This window comes from Pseudorhodoferax sp. Leaf267, from assembly GCF_001422405.1.
Classification (GTDB): Bacteria; Pseudomonadota; Gammaproteobacteria; order Burkholderiales; family Burkholderiaceae_C; genus Pseudorhodoferax.
Genome location: NZ_LMMV01000026.1, coordinates 94,745 through 109,362 on the forward strand (window position 1 = coordinate 94,745; position 14,618 = coordinate 109,362).

General features: G+C 70.7%; 14 protein-coding genes. 10 read left to right on the plus strand and 4 right to left on the minus strand.

The window, feature by feature from the left end; all coding sequences use genetic code 11:
* Positions 1–20 precede the first annotated feature (20 nt).
* The 4 genes from ASF43_RS27715 to ASF43_RS27730 all read left to right on the plus strand — a co-directional run bounded on the left by ASF43_RS27715 (position 21) and on the right by ASF43_RS27730 (position 4,631).
* Positions 21–1,397 carry a sensor histidine kinase gene (locus tag ASF43_RS27715; protein ID WP_056188905.1) on the plus strand — a complete coding sequence of 459 codons (1,377 nt, stop codon included), beginning with the start codon at positions 21–23 and terminating at the stop codon, positions 1,395–1,397.
* Complete coding sequence (locus ASF43_RS27720; protein WP_056188909.1) at positions 1,398–2,564, plus strand: hybrid sensor histidine kinase/response regulator; 1,167 nt, start codon at positions 1,398–1,400, stop codon at positions 2,562–2,564. It begins immediately after the preceding gene.
* Positions 2,561–3,541 (plus strand): response regulator, encoded by a 981-nt coding sequence (locus tag ASF43_RS27725; RefSeq protein ID WP_056188912.1) that lies wholly within the window; start codon positions 2,561–2,563, stop codon positions 3,539–3,541. Before ASF43_RS27720 ends, ASF43_RS27725 begins: the two co-directional genes overlap by 4 nt.
* A 64-nt stretch (positions 3,542–3,605) precedes the next feature.
* The gene (locus tag ASF43_RS27730; RefSeq protein WP_056188915.1) at positions 3,606–4,631 is read left to right on the plus strand and encodes a tripartite tricarboxylate transporter substrate binding protein; all 1,026 of its coding nucleotides are present in this window, start codon (positions 3,606–3,608) and stop codon (positions 4,629–4,631) included.
* A 15-nt stretch (positions 4,632–4,646) separates the two neighbouring features.
* Here ASF43_RS27730 and ASF43_RS27735 read toward each other — a convergent pair whose 3' ends face one another.
* Positions 4,647–5,405, minus strand: coding sequence for a GntR family transcriptional regulator (locus ASF43_RS27735; RefSeq protein WP_056188919.1), 759 nt, complete (start codon positions 5,403–5,405; stop codon positions 4,647–4,649).
* A gap of 119 nt (positions 5,406–5,524) precedes the next feature.
* Between ASF43_RS27735 and ASF43_RS27740 the strand changes: the two genes are divergently transcribed.
* Genes ASF43_RS27740 through ASF43_RS27750 form a run of 3 tightly spaced genes read left to right on the plus strand, consistent with a single transcriptional unit; the run spans position 5,525 to position 8,442 of the window.
* Positions 5,525–6,874: an adenylosuccinate lyase family protein gene (locus tag ASF43_RS27740; RefSeq protein WP_369803353.1), complete on the plus strand. Its 1,350-nt coding sequence runs from the start codon at positions 5,525–5,527 to the stop codon at positions 6,872–6,874.
* Positions 6,875–6,911: 37 nt separating this feature from the next.
* Positions 6,912–7,886, plus strand: coding sequence for a tripartite tricarboxylate transporter substrate binding protein BugD (locus ASF43_RS27745; RefSeq protein WP_056188925.1), 975 nt, complete (start codon positions 6,912–6,914; stop codon positions 7,884–7,886).
* A gap of 55 nt (positions 7,887–7,941) precedes the next feature.
* Positions 7,942–8,442, plus strand: coding sequence for a GNAT family N-acetyltransferase (locus tag ASF43_RS27750; protein WP_056189260.1), 501 nt, complete (start codon positions 7,942–7,944; stop codon positions 8,440–8,442).
* 26 nt (positions 8,443–8,468) lie between these two features.
* Here the strand turns inward: ASF43_RS27750 and ASF43_RS27755 are convergent, their stop codons facing one another.
* Positions 8,469–9,290, minus strand: coding sequence for an oxaloacetate decarboxylase (locus ASF43_RS27755; protein ID WP_056188927.1), 822 nt, complete (start codon positions 9,288–9,290; stop codon positions 8,469–8,471).
* A 140-nt stretch (positions 9,291–9,430) separates the two neighbouring features.
* Here ASF43_RS27755 and ASF43_RS27760 point away from each other — a divergent pair, with 140 nt between their 5' ends.
* Positions 9,431–9,994, plus strand: coding sequence for a histidine phosphatase family protein (locus ASF43_RS27760; protein WP_056188930.1), 564 nt, complete (start codon positions 9,431–9,433; stop codon positions 9,992–9,994).
* A gap of 4 nt (positions 9,995–9,998) precedes the next feature.
* Here the strand turns inward: ASF43_RS27760 and ASF43_RS27765 are convergent, their stop codons facing one another.
* Both ASF43_RS27765 and ASF43_RS27770 read right to left on the minus strand, forming a co-directional pair.
* Positions 9,999–10,808, minus strand: coding sequence for a crotonase/enoyl-CoA hydratase family protein (locus ASF43_RS27765; RefSeq protein WP_056188933.1), 810 nt, complete (start codon positions 10,806–10,808; stop codon positions 9,999–10,001).
* Positions 10,809–10,831: 23 nt separating this feature from the next.
* Positions 10,832–11,782, minus strand: a complete 951-nt coding sequence (locus tag ASF43_RS27770; protein WP_369803354.1) for a 3-hydroxybutyryl-CoA dehydrogenase — start codon at positions 11,780–11,782, stop codon at positions 10,832–10,834.
* On the opposite strand from ASF43_RS27770, the gene ASF43_RS27775 reads away from it, so the two are divergent.
* Positions 11,773–13,368 carry a GMC family oxidoreductase gene (locus ASF43_RS27775; RefSeq protein WP_056188939.1) on the plus strand — a complete coding sequence of 532 codons (1,596 nt, stop codon included), beginning with the start codon at positions 11,773–11,775 and terminating at the stop codon, positions 13,366–13,368. The genes ASF43_RS27770 and ASF43_RS27775 overlap by 10 nt on opposite strands.
* Positions 13,369–13,460: 92 nt before the next feature.
* The gene (locus tag ASF43_RS27780) at positions 13,461–14,612 is read left to right on the plus strand and encodes an acyltransferase (RefSeq protein WP_056188942.1); all 1,152 of its coding nucleotides are present in this window, start codon (positions 13,461–13,463) and stop codon (positions 14,610–14,612) included.
* Positions 14,613–14,618: the final 6 nt, after the last annotated feature.

A 14,618-nucleotide genomic window follows, 5' to 3' on the forward strand; every position in this document is an offset into this window, starting at 1 on the left:
CCGCAGGGCCGGGGTGGGCGATGAGCGCGCTGCGCGCCGACTACGACGCCGAGCTGGCGAATTTCCGCCTGGCCTACAGCCGCGCCGGCTGCATCGTCGCGTGCGTGCTGGTGCCCGGCGGCGTGGGGCTGGACCTGGCCTTCTACCCGCAGTACGCGCTGCCGCTGGGCATCGCGCGCGGGCTCACGACGGTGCTGCTCTGCGTGCTGCTGGCGCTGCTGTACACGCGGCCGGCGCGCGACTACGCGCGCGGCCTCACGCTGACCTGGCTGGTGCTGCCGCAGATCATGATCGTGGGCATGATCTATTTCACCGAGGGTGCGCGCTCGCCCTACGTGTTCGGCCTGAGCCTGGCGCTGTACGCGGCCGGCATCGTGCTGCCGATCGGGCTGGTGCAGTCCCTGGGGCTGGGCACCTTCACCTGCCTGGGCTATTTCGTCGCCGGGCTGCTGCATGACCACAGCCCCGTGCCGCATGGCGCGCTGATCGGCAACACCATCTTCCTGCTGTTCTCGGCGATCGCGTCCGCCGTGTGCACGGTCTTCAACGAGCGCGCGCGGCTCAAGCTGTTCGCGCTGCAGCGCGAGGTGGCCGAGAAGAACGCCTCGCTGCAGAGCACCAACCAGGCGCTGGCCCAGATCAAGGGCCACATGATGCAGCAGGAAAAGATGGCGGCGCTGGGCACGCTGTCGGCCGGGCTGCTGCACGAGGTCAACAACCCGGTGAACTACAGCATGATGGCGCTCAACATGGCGCTGATGGACAAGGCCGTGGCCGTCAGCGCGGACCTCAAGGAAAGCCTCACCGATGCCAAGGAAGGCATGCAGCGCGTGCAGAGCATCGTCACGGACCTGAAGACCTTCGCCTACCAGAAGCCCGGTGGCGACGGCAACCGCATCTTCCTGTTCGAGAAGGCTATGCAGTCCGCGCTGCGGCTGACCGGCTTCGAGCTCAAGGGCGTGGAGATCACGACCGAGCTGCCGATGGACACGCATGTGCTGGGCGACGAGCCGGCCATCATCGGCGTGCTCGTGAACCTGCTCGGCAACGCGGGCCTGGCGCTGCACAAGGCCGCGCAGGCCGAGCCCGGACGCGCGCGGCAGATCCGCATCCACGTCGCCCATGTGGACGGCCGGTTGCAGGTGCGCGTGCGCGACAACGGCACCGGCATCCCGCCGGCCAACCTGAGCCGCGTGTTCGAGCCCTTCTTCACCACGCGCGAAGTCGGCCAGGGCCTGGGCCTGGGCCTGGCCGTGTGCTATGCCATCGTGCAGCGCCATGGCGGCCTGCTGGCGGTGGAGAGCGAGGAGGGGGCCTGGACCGAGTTCAGCTTCGACCTGGCGCTGGCCACGGCCACCACACAAGCCCGGCCACAACCACAAGGAGACCTGGCCTAAATGTTCACCCCGACCCTGGATTCCGAAGCTTGCACCGTGCTGCTGGTGGACGACGAGGCGCTGTCGCGCAAATGGTTCTGCCGCACCTTCGAGAGCGAGTTCCGCATCGAGGCCGTCGCCGGTGTCGACGAGGCGCTGGCGCTGCTGCGTGCGCGCGGCCACGAGATCGCCGTGCTCGTGACCGACTACCGCATGCCGCGGCGCAACGGCCTGGACCTGCTGCGCGCCGTGCAGCGCGAGCACCGCCATGTCGTGCCGCTGCTGTCCACCGCCTACGCCGACAAGGACATGGCGGTCGCCGCCGTGAACGAAGGCCAGGTGTTTCGCATCCTCGAGAAGCCGCTGGACGAGCCGGCGGCGCGCCAGGCCCTGCGCGACGCGCTGACGCTGTACCGCTTTCGCGAGCGCGAGCGCGCGCTGCACGAGAGCCGGGCCATGGCCATGCGCGAGACGCTGGGCTTCCTCGCGCACGAGCTCAACACCCCGCTGGGCACCGTGCGCGGCTACATGGGCGCGCTGCGCGACCGCTACCAGGCGCTGGAGTCGGGCAACGGCCGGGCCGTCTTCCGCGAACACCGTCCGGGCGAGGTCATGGCCGCCATCGATTCGGCCGAACGCCGCGCGCTGTACTGCCAGTCGCTGGTCAGCACGTTCGTGCAGTCGGCGCGCAATGCCTACCCCGGCGGCAAGGACCGCACGGTGCAAGCGGGTGCACTGCTCAAGTCGCTGCTGGCCGAGTACCCCTTCGACGGCGAGGAGCACGACTGGGTCGTGCTGCGCCAGCACGAGGACTTCAGCCTGCCGGGCCGGCGCGACCTGCTGTACCTCGTCCTGTGCTCGCTGACCAAGAACGCCTTGCAGGCCCTGCACGGCCAGAGCGCGCCGCAGCTGCGCCTGGAGTACGGCCGCGGCGCGCTGCCGGGGCTGCCCACGCAGCCCTGGATCCGCTTCACCGACAACGGCCCGGGCATCCCGCCCGACATCCTTTCGCGGCTGACGGTGGAGCCCGTCACCACGCGGGCCAGTGCCGGCGGGCACGGCATGGGCCTGCTGTTCTGCAGCCGCGTCATGCAATCCATCGGCGGCAGCATCGAGATCAGTTCCGAGCCCGGACAGGGCACCAGCGTTTCGCTGAACTTCCAAAGCATCGAGGACGCCAAGGCATGAACAAACGACCCGAGAAGATCCTGTACGTGGACGACGAGGCCATGGCGCTGAAGTACTTCGAGCGCCTGGTCAGTCCACTCGCGCCGGTGCTCACCGCTTCCTCCGTCGAAGCCGGCAAGGCCGTGCTGCAGGCCCATGGCGACGAGATCGCCGTGCTCGTGTCCGACCAGCGCATGCCCGGCGCCCACGGCAACGAGCTGCTGCGCCATGCGCGCGACCACCACCCCAGCATCGTGCGCATGCTGACCACGGCCTATTCGGAACTCGGCGAGGCCATCGAGGCCATCAACTCCGGCGAGATCTACCGCTACATCACCAAGCCCTGGGACCTTGAAAGCCTGCGCGCCGACCTCAAGAACGCGTTGGAGCTGGCCGGCCTGCGCGGCGAGCGCGACATCCTGCTGCGCGAAAAGCTCATGGTCCAGCAGGACCAGCTGCTGGCCGGGCGCGTGACGCAGATCGGCATCGCCTGCGCCGGCTTCGTGCGGCCCGACTACGCTGTGCGCTACGACGGCTTCCTGCGCGCCGCGGGCGTGGCCGGCTGCCGCCCGCCGCCGATCGACTGGCGCAGCATGGACCACGCCGACCTGATGCAGGCCGAGACCGCGCGCACCATCGCCATCGGCACCGAGCTGGCCGCCTGGGGCCGCTGGTTCGCCGACCAGGGCAAGGGCCGCCCGCCGCTTGCGGTGCTGGACGAAGCCCTGGCCGGCGCGGCCGAGATCCACGAAGGCCGGCTGCTCGTGCGCGACCGCCAGGCCCTGGTCTGGCCGCTGGAGGCCCCCACGGCCGAGGCCGTCACGCCGGCCACCACCGCCTGGCTGGCCTGGCTGCTGTGGGCCGACACCGGCGCGGCCCTGCAGCGCCAGGACGACGGCCGCTGGCTCGTCGCGCCCGGCCCGCTGCCCGCGCCCGAGAGCCTGCGCAAGGACTGGATGGCCGCCGCCATCGAGGACATCGAGCAGGCCGCGGTTTAGCGTTTTGCCCGAGGGGCGGCACCGGCGCGGTCTGGCACGATCGCCGGCGAGGAGAAACCACCACATGACCCCCGTGCCCCCATCGGCCGCGCTGCGCGCCCCCATCCCCCCGCTGCGCCGCCGCGCGCTGTCGCGCATGGGCGCGGCGCTCGCCGTGCTGGCCCTGGCCACCGGCACCGCACCGGCCCAGGCCCAGACCGACTACCCGAACAAGCCGATCCGGCTCGTGATCCCGTTCCCGGCCGGCGGCAGCTCCGACGGCATCGGCCGGCAGATCGCCGACAAGCTGGGGCCGCTGCTGCGGCAGAGCGTGGTCGTGGAGAACAAGGGCGGGGCCGGCGGCGTCATCGGCGCCGACGCGGTCGCCAAGGCCGCGCCCGACGGCTACACCCTGGTGCTGGTCGACGTGTTCCACACCAGCATTCCGATCTACACGAAGAAGATGCCCTACGACGCGGTAAAGGACTTCACCCCCGTCTCGCTGGTCGGCCGCTCGCCGGCCTTCTGGCTGGCCACCCCCGGCTTTGCGCCCAGGACCGCGCGCGAGGCGCTGGCCCATGCCAGAGCGCAGCCCGGCAAGATGACCATGGCGATCGCCGGCACGGGCAGCGTGGTGGTCGACCTGTTCCGCGCGCGCACCGGCCTGCAGTTCGTGAGCGTGCCCTACCGCGGCTCGTCGCCCGCGCTGGTCGACCTCATGAGCGGCCAGGTCGAGACCATGATCACCACGCTGGCCAGCGCCGGCCCGCACCTGAAGTCGGGCAAGCTGCGCGCGCTGGCCGTCACCGGCGCGCAGCGCAACGCCGACTTCCCGGACGTGCCCACCTTCGCCGAGCTTGGCGTGCCCGGCATGGACTACGAGCAGTGGTTCGGCGTCATGGGCCCGGCGAAGCTGCCGCAGCCCATCGTCGACAAGCTGGCCGGCGCCATGGCCCAGGTGCTGCAGATGCCCGACGTGCGCGAGCGCCTGGTCGGCATGGCCATGGAGGTCGCCCCGCCCGGGCCGCAGGCCATGCAGCGCCAGGTCGAGGACGACGAGGCGCGCTGGGTGCGGCTGGCGAAAGAGCTGGACATCAAGCCGCTGGACTGAGCGGCCGGGCGGCCCTCAGGCGGGCGAGCGGCGCAGCCGCATCGACACCGAGAACCGGTCCGCCGGGTGCACCGAGACGGACGCCTCGAACATCTCGCCTTGCGCGTCGAAATACTGTCGCACGATCCTGAGCGCGGACGCGCCGGCCGGCAGCTTGAGCGCCTGGGCCATGGCTGCGTCATCGATGGTGGACGCGCGCACGTCCTGCGCGATCTCGGCGATCTGCCGCTGGTAGCGTTCCTCGATCAAGCTGCTGATCAGCGCATCGGGGTTGGCGCGCGCCATCTCGCCGATGTCGGCATAGGCCGGGTCGATGTAGACGTCCGTCCATCCGATCGGCACACCGGCGCCATCGGCCACCAGCCGCAGGCTGGAGATGCGCAGCCACACCGCGCCATCCGCGCAACCCAGCTCCCTGGCCAGCGCCCCCTCGACCTTCGCCTGCGCGATGGTCTGCACCACGCGCAGGTGTTCGGCACCGAACTGCACGAGATCGTCCACCGAGGCCAGTGATGGGCGAAAGCCCGCGCGCGGCCTGGCCGACACCACGCGCGTGCCCACGTTCTTGCGCCGCGACACCAGGCCCAGCGCCTGCAGCTCGGCCAGTGCGGCGCGCACCGTGTGGCGGCTGGTGCCGTAGTGCTTGCACAGCTCCAGCTCGGTGGGCAGCAGCGCGCCCACGGTGAAGTGGCCGGTGGCGATGGCCTCCTGCAGATGGCGGGCGATGTTGGTGAAGTTGGCCTTGGGCGCAGCGGTGTCGGTGGGCGTCGTCATATGTCAGGGTAAACCCCATGGCGTGGTTATGTTCGAACATATAAATTCAATATGTCCGAACATATAAATTTTCGTCCTCTTCCACACGAAAGGTCCGCATGCCGATCCCCTCGCTTCCGATGGCCAGCACAGTTGTCGATTCCATCCTGTTTCGCGACGCCTTCGGCACGCAGAAGATGCGCGCGATTTTCGCCGACACGGCCTTGATCCAGCGCTACATCGATGCCGAGGTCGCGCTGGCCCGCGCCGAGGCGCGCTGCGGCGTGATCCCGCGCGAGGCGGCCGACGTCATCGCGCGCGAATCGAAGCTCGAGCGCATCGACTTCGACCACATGCGCGAGGAGACCGACATCGTGGGCTACCCCATCTTGCCGCTGGTGCACCAGCTCGTCGCCATGTGCGGCGAGTCCGGCCGCTACGTGCACTGGGGCGCGACCACACAGGACATCATGGACACGGCTGTCGCGCTGCAGGTGCGCGATGCGCTGGACAGCATCGACGCCGATATCCGCGAGCTGCGCGCCATCCTGGCCGCACTGGCCAAGAAGCACCGCGACACGCCCATGGCCGGCCGCACGCACCTGCAGCAGGCGCTGCCCGTCACCTTCGGCTACAAGGTCGCGATCTGGCTGGCCATGTTCGACCGGCACCAGCAGCGCATCGCCGAGCTGCGGCCGCGCGTGGCGCTGGTCGAGTTCGCGGGTGCCGCCGGCACGCTGGCCTCGCTGGGGGACAAGGGCTTCGAGGTGCAGCAGGCCATGGCCGAGGAGCTGGGCCTGGGCGTGCCGGCCACCACCTGGCATGTGGCGCGCGACGGCTTCGCCGAGGCTGTGAACCTGCTGGCGCTGGTGACGGGCTCGCTGGGCAAGATCGCGCTCGACATCATGATCATGGCGTCCACCGAGTTCGCCGAGGTCTACGAGCCCTTCGTCAAGGGCCGCGGTGCCAGCAGCACCATGCCGCAAAAGCGCAACCCGATCTCCAGCGAGCTCATGCTGGCCGCCAGCAAGGCCGTGCGCCAGCACGCGGGGCTGATGGTGGACGCGATGGTGCAGGACTTCGAGCGCGCCACCGGCCCCTGGCATGCGGAGTGGATCGCGATTCCGGAGAGCTTCATCCTGAGCTCGGGCGCGCTGCACCAGGCCAAGTTTGCGCTGGGCGGGCTGATCGTGGACGAGGCGCGCATGGCGCACAACCTCGGCATCACCAAGGGCCTGATCGTGGCCGAGGCCGTGATGATGGGCATGGCTCCACACATCGGCCGCCAGCAGGCGCACGACGTGGTCTACGACGCCTGCCGCACCGTCAACGAGCAGGGCGGCACGCTGGCCGAGGCCCTGGCCGCACTGCCCGAGGTCACGAAGCACTTCGACCGCGCCACGATCGACCGCCTGACGGACCCGGCCAACTACCTGGGCCTGGCTCCACAGATGGTCGACCGCGCCATCGCCCTGTCCGCTGCTTGCTGAGCGCGCGCCGCCCCTGTCCACACTTCAAGGATTTCCCATGACCAAGACCTGGAAACTCGGCGCGCTGGCGCTCGCATTCGCCGCCGGCAGCGCCTTCGCGCAAACCTACCCGGCCCGGCCCGTCACCTGGATCGTGCCGTTCGCAGCCGGCGGCCCCACGGACGCCATGGCGCGCCACATCGCCGACCGCGTGGCGCGCGAGATCGGCGGCCCCATCATCATCGAGAACGCGCCCGGCGCCGGCGGCACCGTGGGCACGGCCAAGGCGGCGCGCGCCACGCCCGACGGCTACACCATGCTGGTCGGCCACATGGGCTACATGGGCGCGGCGCCCGCGCTGTACAAGAAGCTCGGCTACGACCCGGTGAAGGACTTCGCGCCCGTGTTCCGCTTCCCCGACACGCCGCTGGTGCTCATGGTGCGCAAGGAGCACCCGGCCAAGGACATCAAGGCCCTGGTGGAATACGGCAAGGCCAACGCCGACAAGATGTTCATCAGCAACGCCGGCATCGGCTCCAGCTCGCACCTCATCGCCGCGCTGTTCGCGGCCTCGGCCGGCATCAAGGTATCGCAGGTGCCGTACAAGGGCGCCGGCCCGGCGCTCATCGACGTGATCGGCGGCCAGGTCGACGCCATGTTCGACCAGACCAACACCGCGCTGCCGCAGATCCGCGACGCCAAGGTGCGCCCGCTGGCCGTCACGTCCAAGGTGCGACTGCCCCAGTTGAAGGACGTGCCCACGCTGGCCGAGACCGTGCTGCCCGGCTTCGAGGCCTCGACCTGGTACGGCATCTACGCGCCCAAGGGCACGCCGCAGCCGGTGCTGGACAAGGTGCAGGCCGCCTACCTGAAGGTGATGACCGACAAGGCCTTCACCGACAAGATGGCCGAGCAGGCGATCCAGATGCTGCCGCCCGAGCAGTACACCGGCGCGGCGCTGGCCAAGCACACCGAGGCCGAGGTGGCGCGCTGGAAGGCCGTGGCGGCGAAGACCGGTATCTCGATGGATTAACTTAACGGGTGGGACCATGGGCGACGCACGGCCGTCCGACCCCACAATGCCCACCATGCGCCGCCTTGCCGAACCTCGCGACATCGAAGCCGTCTACGCCATCTATTCGCATGCGGAGGTGGTGCCGTTCCTGACCTATGAGCCCATGCCGCTCACGTCGTTCGCCGACGTCTATGCGGAGTTGCTGGCCAGTGGAAATTTCCATGTGTGGCAGGTCGATGGCGCCATCGCAGGCTTCTACCGCGCGACGCGCTACCCGGGCCGCGTGCGGCATGTGGTGCTGCTGGGCACCCTGGCGGTCGACCAGGCGCGCCATGGGCAGGGCGTGGGGCGCGCGATGCTGCTGGACGCGTTCGCGCGGCTGCAGTCTGAGGGCGTGCGCCGTGTCGAGCTGTTCGCCGAAAGCGACAACACGCTGGCGCTGCGCTTCTACGAGCGCCTGGGCTTCGTGCACGAGGGCACGCTGCGCGCGTTCTACAAGCGGGCCCACGAGGACCACTACGTCGATGAGGTCGTGATGGGCCTGCTGTTCGAAGACCCCGTCCGAGCCGCCTGACCCGCGCGCGCCGAACCCGGCAGCGCTCAGGCCTTGAACAGCGCGTTGAGTTCACCGCCCGTCGCCGCGCCCTCGAAGCCATCGAAGCGCCCGTCCTGCGCCAGCGTGCGCGCCGCGCGCATGAAGCCGCCCCAGGCCGCGCGCGCCATGCCGCCGCCCACGCTGACGCGGCGCACGCCCAGCGCCGCGATGTCGGCCATCGTCAGGTCGCTGACGCCGCCCACCAGCAGGTTCACGGGCTTGGGCGCCACGGCCGCGACCACGGCGGCGATCTGCTCGCGCGTGCGGATGCCCGGGGCGTACAGGCAGTCGGCGCCGGCCTGGGCGTAGGCCTGCAGGCGCGCAATGGCGTCGTCCAGGTCGGGCCGGCCGACGATGAAGTTCTCGGCGCGGCCGACCAGCAGCGTGTCACCACCCTCGGCGTCGATGGCGGCACGCGCCGCGGCCAGGCGTGCCACGGCCACCTCCAGCGGGTACTGCGGGTCGGCGGGGTCGCCCGTGCCATCTTCGATGGACAGGCCGGCCACGCCGGTGGCGACGGCAAGGCGCACGCTGGCCGCCACGTCCTCGGGCCGGTTGCCGTAGCCATCCTCGAAGTCGGCGTTCACGGGCAGGTCGGTCGCGGCCACGATGGCGCGCAGGTGCGCCAGCACGGCGTCGCGGTCCATGGCGCCGTCGGGGTGCGCGTGCGACCAGGCATGGCCCGAGCTCGTGCTGGCCAGGGCCTGGAAGCCCAGGCTCTGCAGGTAGCGCGCGCTGCCGGCGTCCCAGGGGTTGGGCAGCACGAAGCAGCCTTGCTGGTGCAGGGCGCGGAAGGCGGCGCGTTTCTGTGCGGTGGTGCTGGGCATGGTGTCTCCTTTTGTGGGCTGCTGTCCTCAGCGCGATCGGCCGAGCGTAGCAGCGCCATGCCAGCACGCGCGCAGGGTCGACGCCGCTGCGTTATGGTCGTTGGTGCAGTCCCGAGGTGGCTGTCTCGCGAAAGGATCACATGGACAGACGCAATCTTCTGGCTGCCGCATTGCTGGCGGTCTCGGCGCAGCTGCCAGCGGCAGCGCAGACGGTGGAATCGGCATGGTCGGGCCTGGGCACTGCCGGCATCGTGCTGTTCCGGCATGCCGAGGCGCCGGGCGTGGGCGACCCCGCGAACTTCAAGCTCGACGACTGCTCGACGCAGCGCAATCTCAGTGAGCAAGGCCGTGCGCAGGCGCGCCGCATGGGCGAGCAGTTCCGGGCGCGCGGCGTGCCGGTGGCCGCCGTGCTGACCAGCCAGTGGTGCCGCACGCGCGACACGGCGGCGCTGGCCTTTCCCGGCCTGGTGCGCGACGAGCCGGCCTTCAATTCCTTCTTCGGCGAACCGGCCAGCAACGCGCCGCAAACCGCTGCAGCGCGTGCCCGGCTGGCGGCCTGGCGTGGCCCCGGGGTGCTGGTGGTGGTCACGCACCAGGTCAACATCACGGCGCTGACGGGCGTGTACCCGGCGTCGGGCGAGGGCGTGGTGGTCAGGCCGCGGGCCGACGGCGGCCTGGATGTCGTGGGGCGCTTGCAGCCCTGAAGCGTCAGCGCCCGCTGAACCGCGCCGCGCGCCGTTCCACGAACGAGCGCACGCCCTCGGCCGCATCCTCGCTATTGGCCAGTTGCCGCTGCACGTCGATGAAGTCGCCCACCGCTGCCGCCACGCCTTCCTCCACCGTCTTGCGCACGTTCAGCCGCGTGGCGACCACGGCCAGCGGGGCCTGCGCCGCGATGGCCCCGGCGATGCGCAGCGCCTCGTCCAGCTGGCTGCCGGCCGGCACCACCTTCTGCACGAAGTTCAGCCGCAGCGCCTCGGCGGCATCGAACACGTCGGCCGTCAGCAGGTGCAGCAGCGCGTTGCCGCTGCCGGCGCGCTCGGCCATGCGCAGCGTGGCGCCGCCCGTGGCCATGATGCCGCGCTGCACTTCGAGCTGCGAGAAGCGGCAGTCGTCGGCCGCCACCACGATGTCGGCCGCCAGCATCAGCTCGATGCCCAGCGTGTACGTGATGCCCTGCACCGCCACCACCATGGGCTTGGCGCGGCGGCGGTATTGCGGCATGCCCAGGTCGACCGGGTCGACCAGGCCGACCGGGATGGCTTTTTCGCCGCGCTGCATCAGCGGCGCGAAGCTCGGCAGGTCCAGCCCCGCCGTGAAGTGCGCGCCGATGGCGTGCAGCACGCCCACGCGCAGCTCGGGCCGGTCGTCCAGCCAGGTGTAGGCCTCGGCCAGCTGGCGCTGCATGGTGGGCGTGAAGCCGTTGCGCTTGGCCGGGCGGTCGATGCCGATCAGGAAGACGTGGCCGCGCTGCTCGCAGACGATGCGGCCTTCGGGGGGTGTCGTGGTCTCCGTCATTCCGGTGGTCCTGGGTGCGTGGCTCAGTAGGTGTAGACGCCGCGGCCGGTCTTGCGGCCCAGGCGGCCGGCGGCCACCATTTCCTTGAGCAGCGGGCAGGGGCGGTACTTGCTGTCGCCGTACTCTTCCAGGTAGACGTTCATGACGGCCAGGCACACGTCCAGGCCGATCATGTCGGCCAGCGCCAGCGGGCCGATGGGCTGGTTGCAGCCCAGCTTCATGCCGGCGTCGATGTCCTCGGCCGTGGCGATGCCCTCGGCCAGCACGAACAGGGCCTCGTTGATCATGGGCACCAGGATGCGGTTGACCACGAAGCCCGGCGCGTTCTTCACCGTGATGGGCGACTTGCCCAGCGCGGTGGCCAGCGCGTGCACGGTGGCGTGGGTCTCATCGCTGGTCTGCAGGCCGCGGATGATCTCCACCAGCGCCATCATGGGCACGGGGTTGAAGAAGTGCATGCCGATGAACTTGTCGGGCCTGCTCGTGGCGGCGGCCATCTTGGTGATGCTGATCGACGAGGTGTTGGATGCGAGCAGCACCTCGGGCGGCAGCACGGCCTCGGCCTGCTTGAGAATCTTGAGCTTGAGCTCGTAGTTCTCGGTCGCCGCCTCGATCACGAGTTGCGCACTGGCCAGGTCGGCATAGTCGGTGCTGGTCTTGATGCGCGCCAGCGCGGCGTCCTTGTCGGCCGCGGTGATCTTGTCCTTCTTGATCAGCCGGTCCAGGCTGCCGGCCACGGTGGCCACGCCCTTGGCGACGGCCGCCTCCGAGATGTCGACCATGACGACATCGATGCCGCTGGTGGCGCAGGCCTGCGCAATGCCGTTGCCCATGGTGCCGGCGCCGATGATGCCGACGGTGGTGATGCTGTTGCTCATGCTGGGAAAGCTCCTGTGACGATCGAAACGCGGTGCCGGGCGCTGCAGCGTGGCAGCGGGCGCTCGGCGCATCATAAAGTCCGGTCGTGAGCACATTCGACTACCTCATCATCGGCGCCGGCTCGGCGGGCTGCGTGCTGGCCGGGCGGCTCAGCGAGGACCCGGCCGTGCAGGTGGCGCTGCTGGAGGCCGGGCCGCCGGCCCGCAGCGCGCTCATCGCTTGCCCGGCCGGCGTGGCCCTGCTGGCCCGCACGGGCGCGGCCAACTGGAAGTTCGCCACCGTGCCCCAGCCCGGGCTGAACGGGCGCTGCGGCTACCAGCCGCGCGGCCGGGTGCTGGGCGGCAGCAGCGCGATCAACGCCATGGTCTACGCGCGCGGCCACCGCGGCGACTACGACGACTGGGCGGCCCAGGGCAACCCGGGTTGGTCGTTCGACGAGGTGCTGCCGTACTTCCGACGCGCCGAGGGCAATGCACGCGGCGCCGATGCGCTGCATGGGGGCGACGGGCCGCTGCGCGTCATGGACCTGGCCGAGCCCAGCCCCTGCAGCCAGGCCTTCGTGCAGGCCGCGATGCAGGCCGGCTACCCGGCCAACGCCGACTTCAACGGCCCCGAGCAGGAGGGCGTGGGCCTGTACCAGGTCACGCAGCAAGGCGGCGAGCGCTGCAGCGCGGCGCGCGCTTACCTCACGCCGCACCTGGGCCGGCCCAACCTGTTCGTGGTGACGGGAGCGACGGTGGTGCGCATCCTGCTCGCGGGCCGGCGCGCCGTGGGCATCGAGTACTACCAGGACGGCCTGGTCAAGCAGCTCAAGGCGCGCCGCGAGGTGCTGCTCAGCGCGGGCGCGCTGCAGTCGCCGCAGCTGCTGATGCTGTCCGGCATCGGGCCGCAGGCGCATCTGGTGGGCGAGGGCGTGGCGCCGCGGCACGACCTGCCGGGCGTGGGCCTGCACTTGCACGACCATGTGGATGCGGTGCTGGTGCAGCATGCGCCGCGTGCGCGCGACACGCTGGGCGTCTCGCCCGGAGGGCTGTGGCGCGCAGCGCGTGGCGTGCTCGACTGGCAGCGCCGGCGCCGCGGCCTGCTGACCAGCAACCTGGCCGAAGCCGGCGGCTTCATCCGCAGCCAGGCCGGCGAGCCGCGGCCCGACCTGCAGCTGTTCTTCGTGATCGGCAAGCTCGTGGACCACGGCCGGCGCACCGTGCTGGGCCATGGCTATTCGGTGCATGTCAGCGTGCTGCGGCCGCACAGCCGCGGCCGCGTGCGGCTGGACGGCAAGGATCCGCAGGCGCCGCCGCGGGTCGACCCCAACTTCCTGGGCGAGCGCGAGGACATGGAGCGGCTGCAGCGCGGCTTTCGCATCGCGCGCCAGATCGTGGCCCAGCCCGCACTGGCCGTGCTGGGCGGGCGCGAGGACGGCCGCTCGGCCCGCGCCTTCGGCGACCTGCCGCTGGAGACCTTCCTGCGTGACCACGCCGACACCGCCTACCACCCCGTGGGCAGCTGCCGCATGGGCCCGGGCCCGCTGGACGTGGTGGACCACCGCCTGCGCGTGCACGGCCTGCAGGGCCTGCGCGTGGTCGATGCCTCGGTGATGCCCACCATCGTGGCCGGCGGCCTGAACGCGACCGTGGTCATGATCGCGGAGAAGGCGGCCGACATGGTGCGCGCGGACGGCTGAGCCACAATCGCGCGCTCCAGGCGGTTCGCGCACCTGTGCCGCGACACCGCAGCGCCCGGCCGCCACTGGGGCCGGCTTTGTAAAGGACTGGCATGCGTGTCGATGCGGTGGACGGTTTGCGTGCCGTGCTGGCCTGGTGGGTCGTGCTCGCCCATCTGGCGATGTCCACCGGCCTGCGGCTCGTGGCCGTCGCCAACCCCTCGGTCGCGGTCGACCTGTTCATGGTGCTCTCGGGCTTCCTGATCGCGTCCACCTACGAGCGGCTCACGCAGACACAGGGGCCGCGCCAGGGCATGGTGTCGTTCTGGATCCGCCGCGTGATGCGCATCTGGCCGCTGTACGCCTTCCTGCTGACCCTGGTGTGGCTGTTCCGGGGCAGCCTGGCGGACTGGACGGCGCTGATCGCGCAGGCCTTGCAGGGCCGTGCTGCCGTGGGCGACGCCATGGCGCATGGCGCGGCCGACGCAGCCTACGGCTGGGCCGGTGCCGCCTGGCACTACAGCATGCTGTTCGGCCTGAACGCCGCCCAGGCCACCACCACCGAGCTGCCGGACTGGAGCCTGTCGCTCGAGTTTCAGTTCTACCTGCTGTTCCCGCTGGTGGCCGTCCTGTACCGGCGCTGGCCGCTGTGGGTCTGCTGCGTGAGCGCGGGCCTGGCCTATGTCAGCCCGGGCCTGCTGGGCGACTACCAGCAGGCCGGCCGCTGGGCGCATTTCCACCAGCCCGCCCTCCTGACCTACCGGCTGCACTTCTTCCTGGTGGGCTGCATCGCCTACCGCATCTTCGCGCTGCATGCGCGGCCGGGGGCGCGGCCGCAGGACCTGCACAGGGACCTCGTGGCGCTGCTGCTGTGCCTGTCGGTGGCCGGCGTGCGCTCGGCGCTCGGCATCATCGTGGTCATGTTCGTGCTGTCGCACCCGGCCAGCGCGCTGTGCCGCTGGTTCAGCACGCGCGCCATGGCCTGGATGGGGCGCATCTCCTTCAGCATCTACCTGGTCCACATGCCTCTGCTCAAACTCGTGCTGGGCACGCTGGTGCTGCAGCCGTGGTTCATGGGCCTGACACCGGCGCTGCGCTTCGGGGTTGCCGCGCTGTGCCTGGTGCCGCTCGTGCTGCTGGCCTCGCATGCGCTGTACCGGTGCATCGAAAACCCCGGCAACCGGCTGGCGCACCGGTGGACCAGCCGGGCCGGGCCGCCCCGCGCCGATGGTGGTGTGCAGAGCGAAAGGCCTGCGCCTGTATAGCGTGCG

What these genes read in the sequence shown, in the direction of transcription:
- ASF43_RS27715 (WP_056188905.1), top strand. Translation starts at nt 21, where the DNA reads ATGAGCGCGCTGCGCGCCGACTACGACGCCGAGCTGGCGAATTTCCGC.
- ASF43_RS27720 (WP_056188909.1), top strand. Translation starts at nt 1,398, where the DNA reads ATGTTCACCCCGACCCTGGATTCCGAAGCTTGCACCGTGCTGCTGGTG.
- ASF43_RS27725 (WP_056188912.1), top strand. Translation starts at nt 2,561, where the DNA reads ATGAACAAACGACCCGAGAAGATCCTGTACGTGGACGACGAGGCCATG.
- ASF43_RS27730 (WP_056188915.1), top strand. Translation starts at nt 3,606, where the DNA reads ATGACCCCCGTGCCCCCATCGGCCGCGCTGCGCGCCCCCATCCCCCCG.
- ASF43_RS27735 (WP_056188919.1), bottom strand. Translation starts at nt 5,405, where the DNA reads ATGACGACGCCCACCGACACCGCTGCGCCCAAGGCCAACTTCACCAAC.
- ASF43_RS27740 (WP_369803353.1), top strand. Translation starts at nt 5,525, where the DNA reads ATGGCCAGCACAGTTGTCGATTCCATCCTGTTTCGCGACGCCTTCGGC.
- ASF43_RS27745 (WP_056188925.1), top strand. Translation starts at nt 6,912, where the DNA reads ATGACCAAGACCTGGAAACTCGGCGCGCTGGCGCTCGCATTCGCCGCC.
- ASF43_RS27750 (WP_056189260.1), top strand. Translation starts at nt 7,942, where the DNA reads ATGCGCCGCCTTGCCGAACCTCGCGACATCGAAGCCGTCTACGCCATC.
- ASF43_RS27755 (WP_056188927.1), bottom strand. Translation starts at nt 9,290, where the DNA reads ATGCCCAGCACCACCGCACAGAAACGCGCCGCCTTCCGCGCCCTGCAC.
- ASF43_RS27760 (WP_056188930.1), top strand. Translation starts at nt 9,431, where the DNA reads ATGGACAGACGCAATCTTCTGGCTGCCGCATTGCTGGCGGTCTCGGCG.
- ASF43_RS27765 (WP_056188933.1), bottom strand. Translation starts at nt 10,808, where the DNA reads ATGACGGAGACCACGACACCCCCCGAAGGCCGCATCGTCTGCGAGCAG.
- ASF43_RS27770 (WP_369803354.1), bottom strand. Translation starts at nt 11,782, where the DNA reads ATGTGCTCACGACCGGACTTTATGATGCGCCGAGCGCCCGCTGCCACG.
- ASF43_RS27780 (WP_056188942.1), top strand. Translation starts at nt 13,461, where the DNA reads ATGCGTGTCGATGCGGTGGACGGTTTGCGTGCCGTGCTGGCCTGGTGG.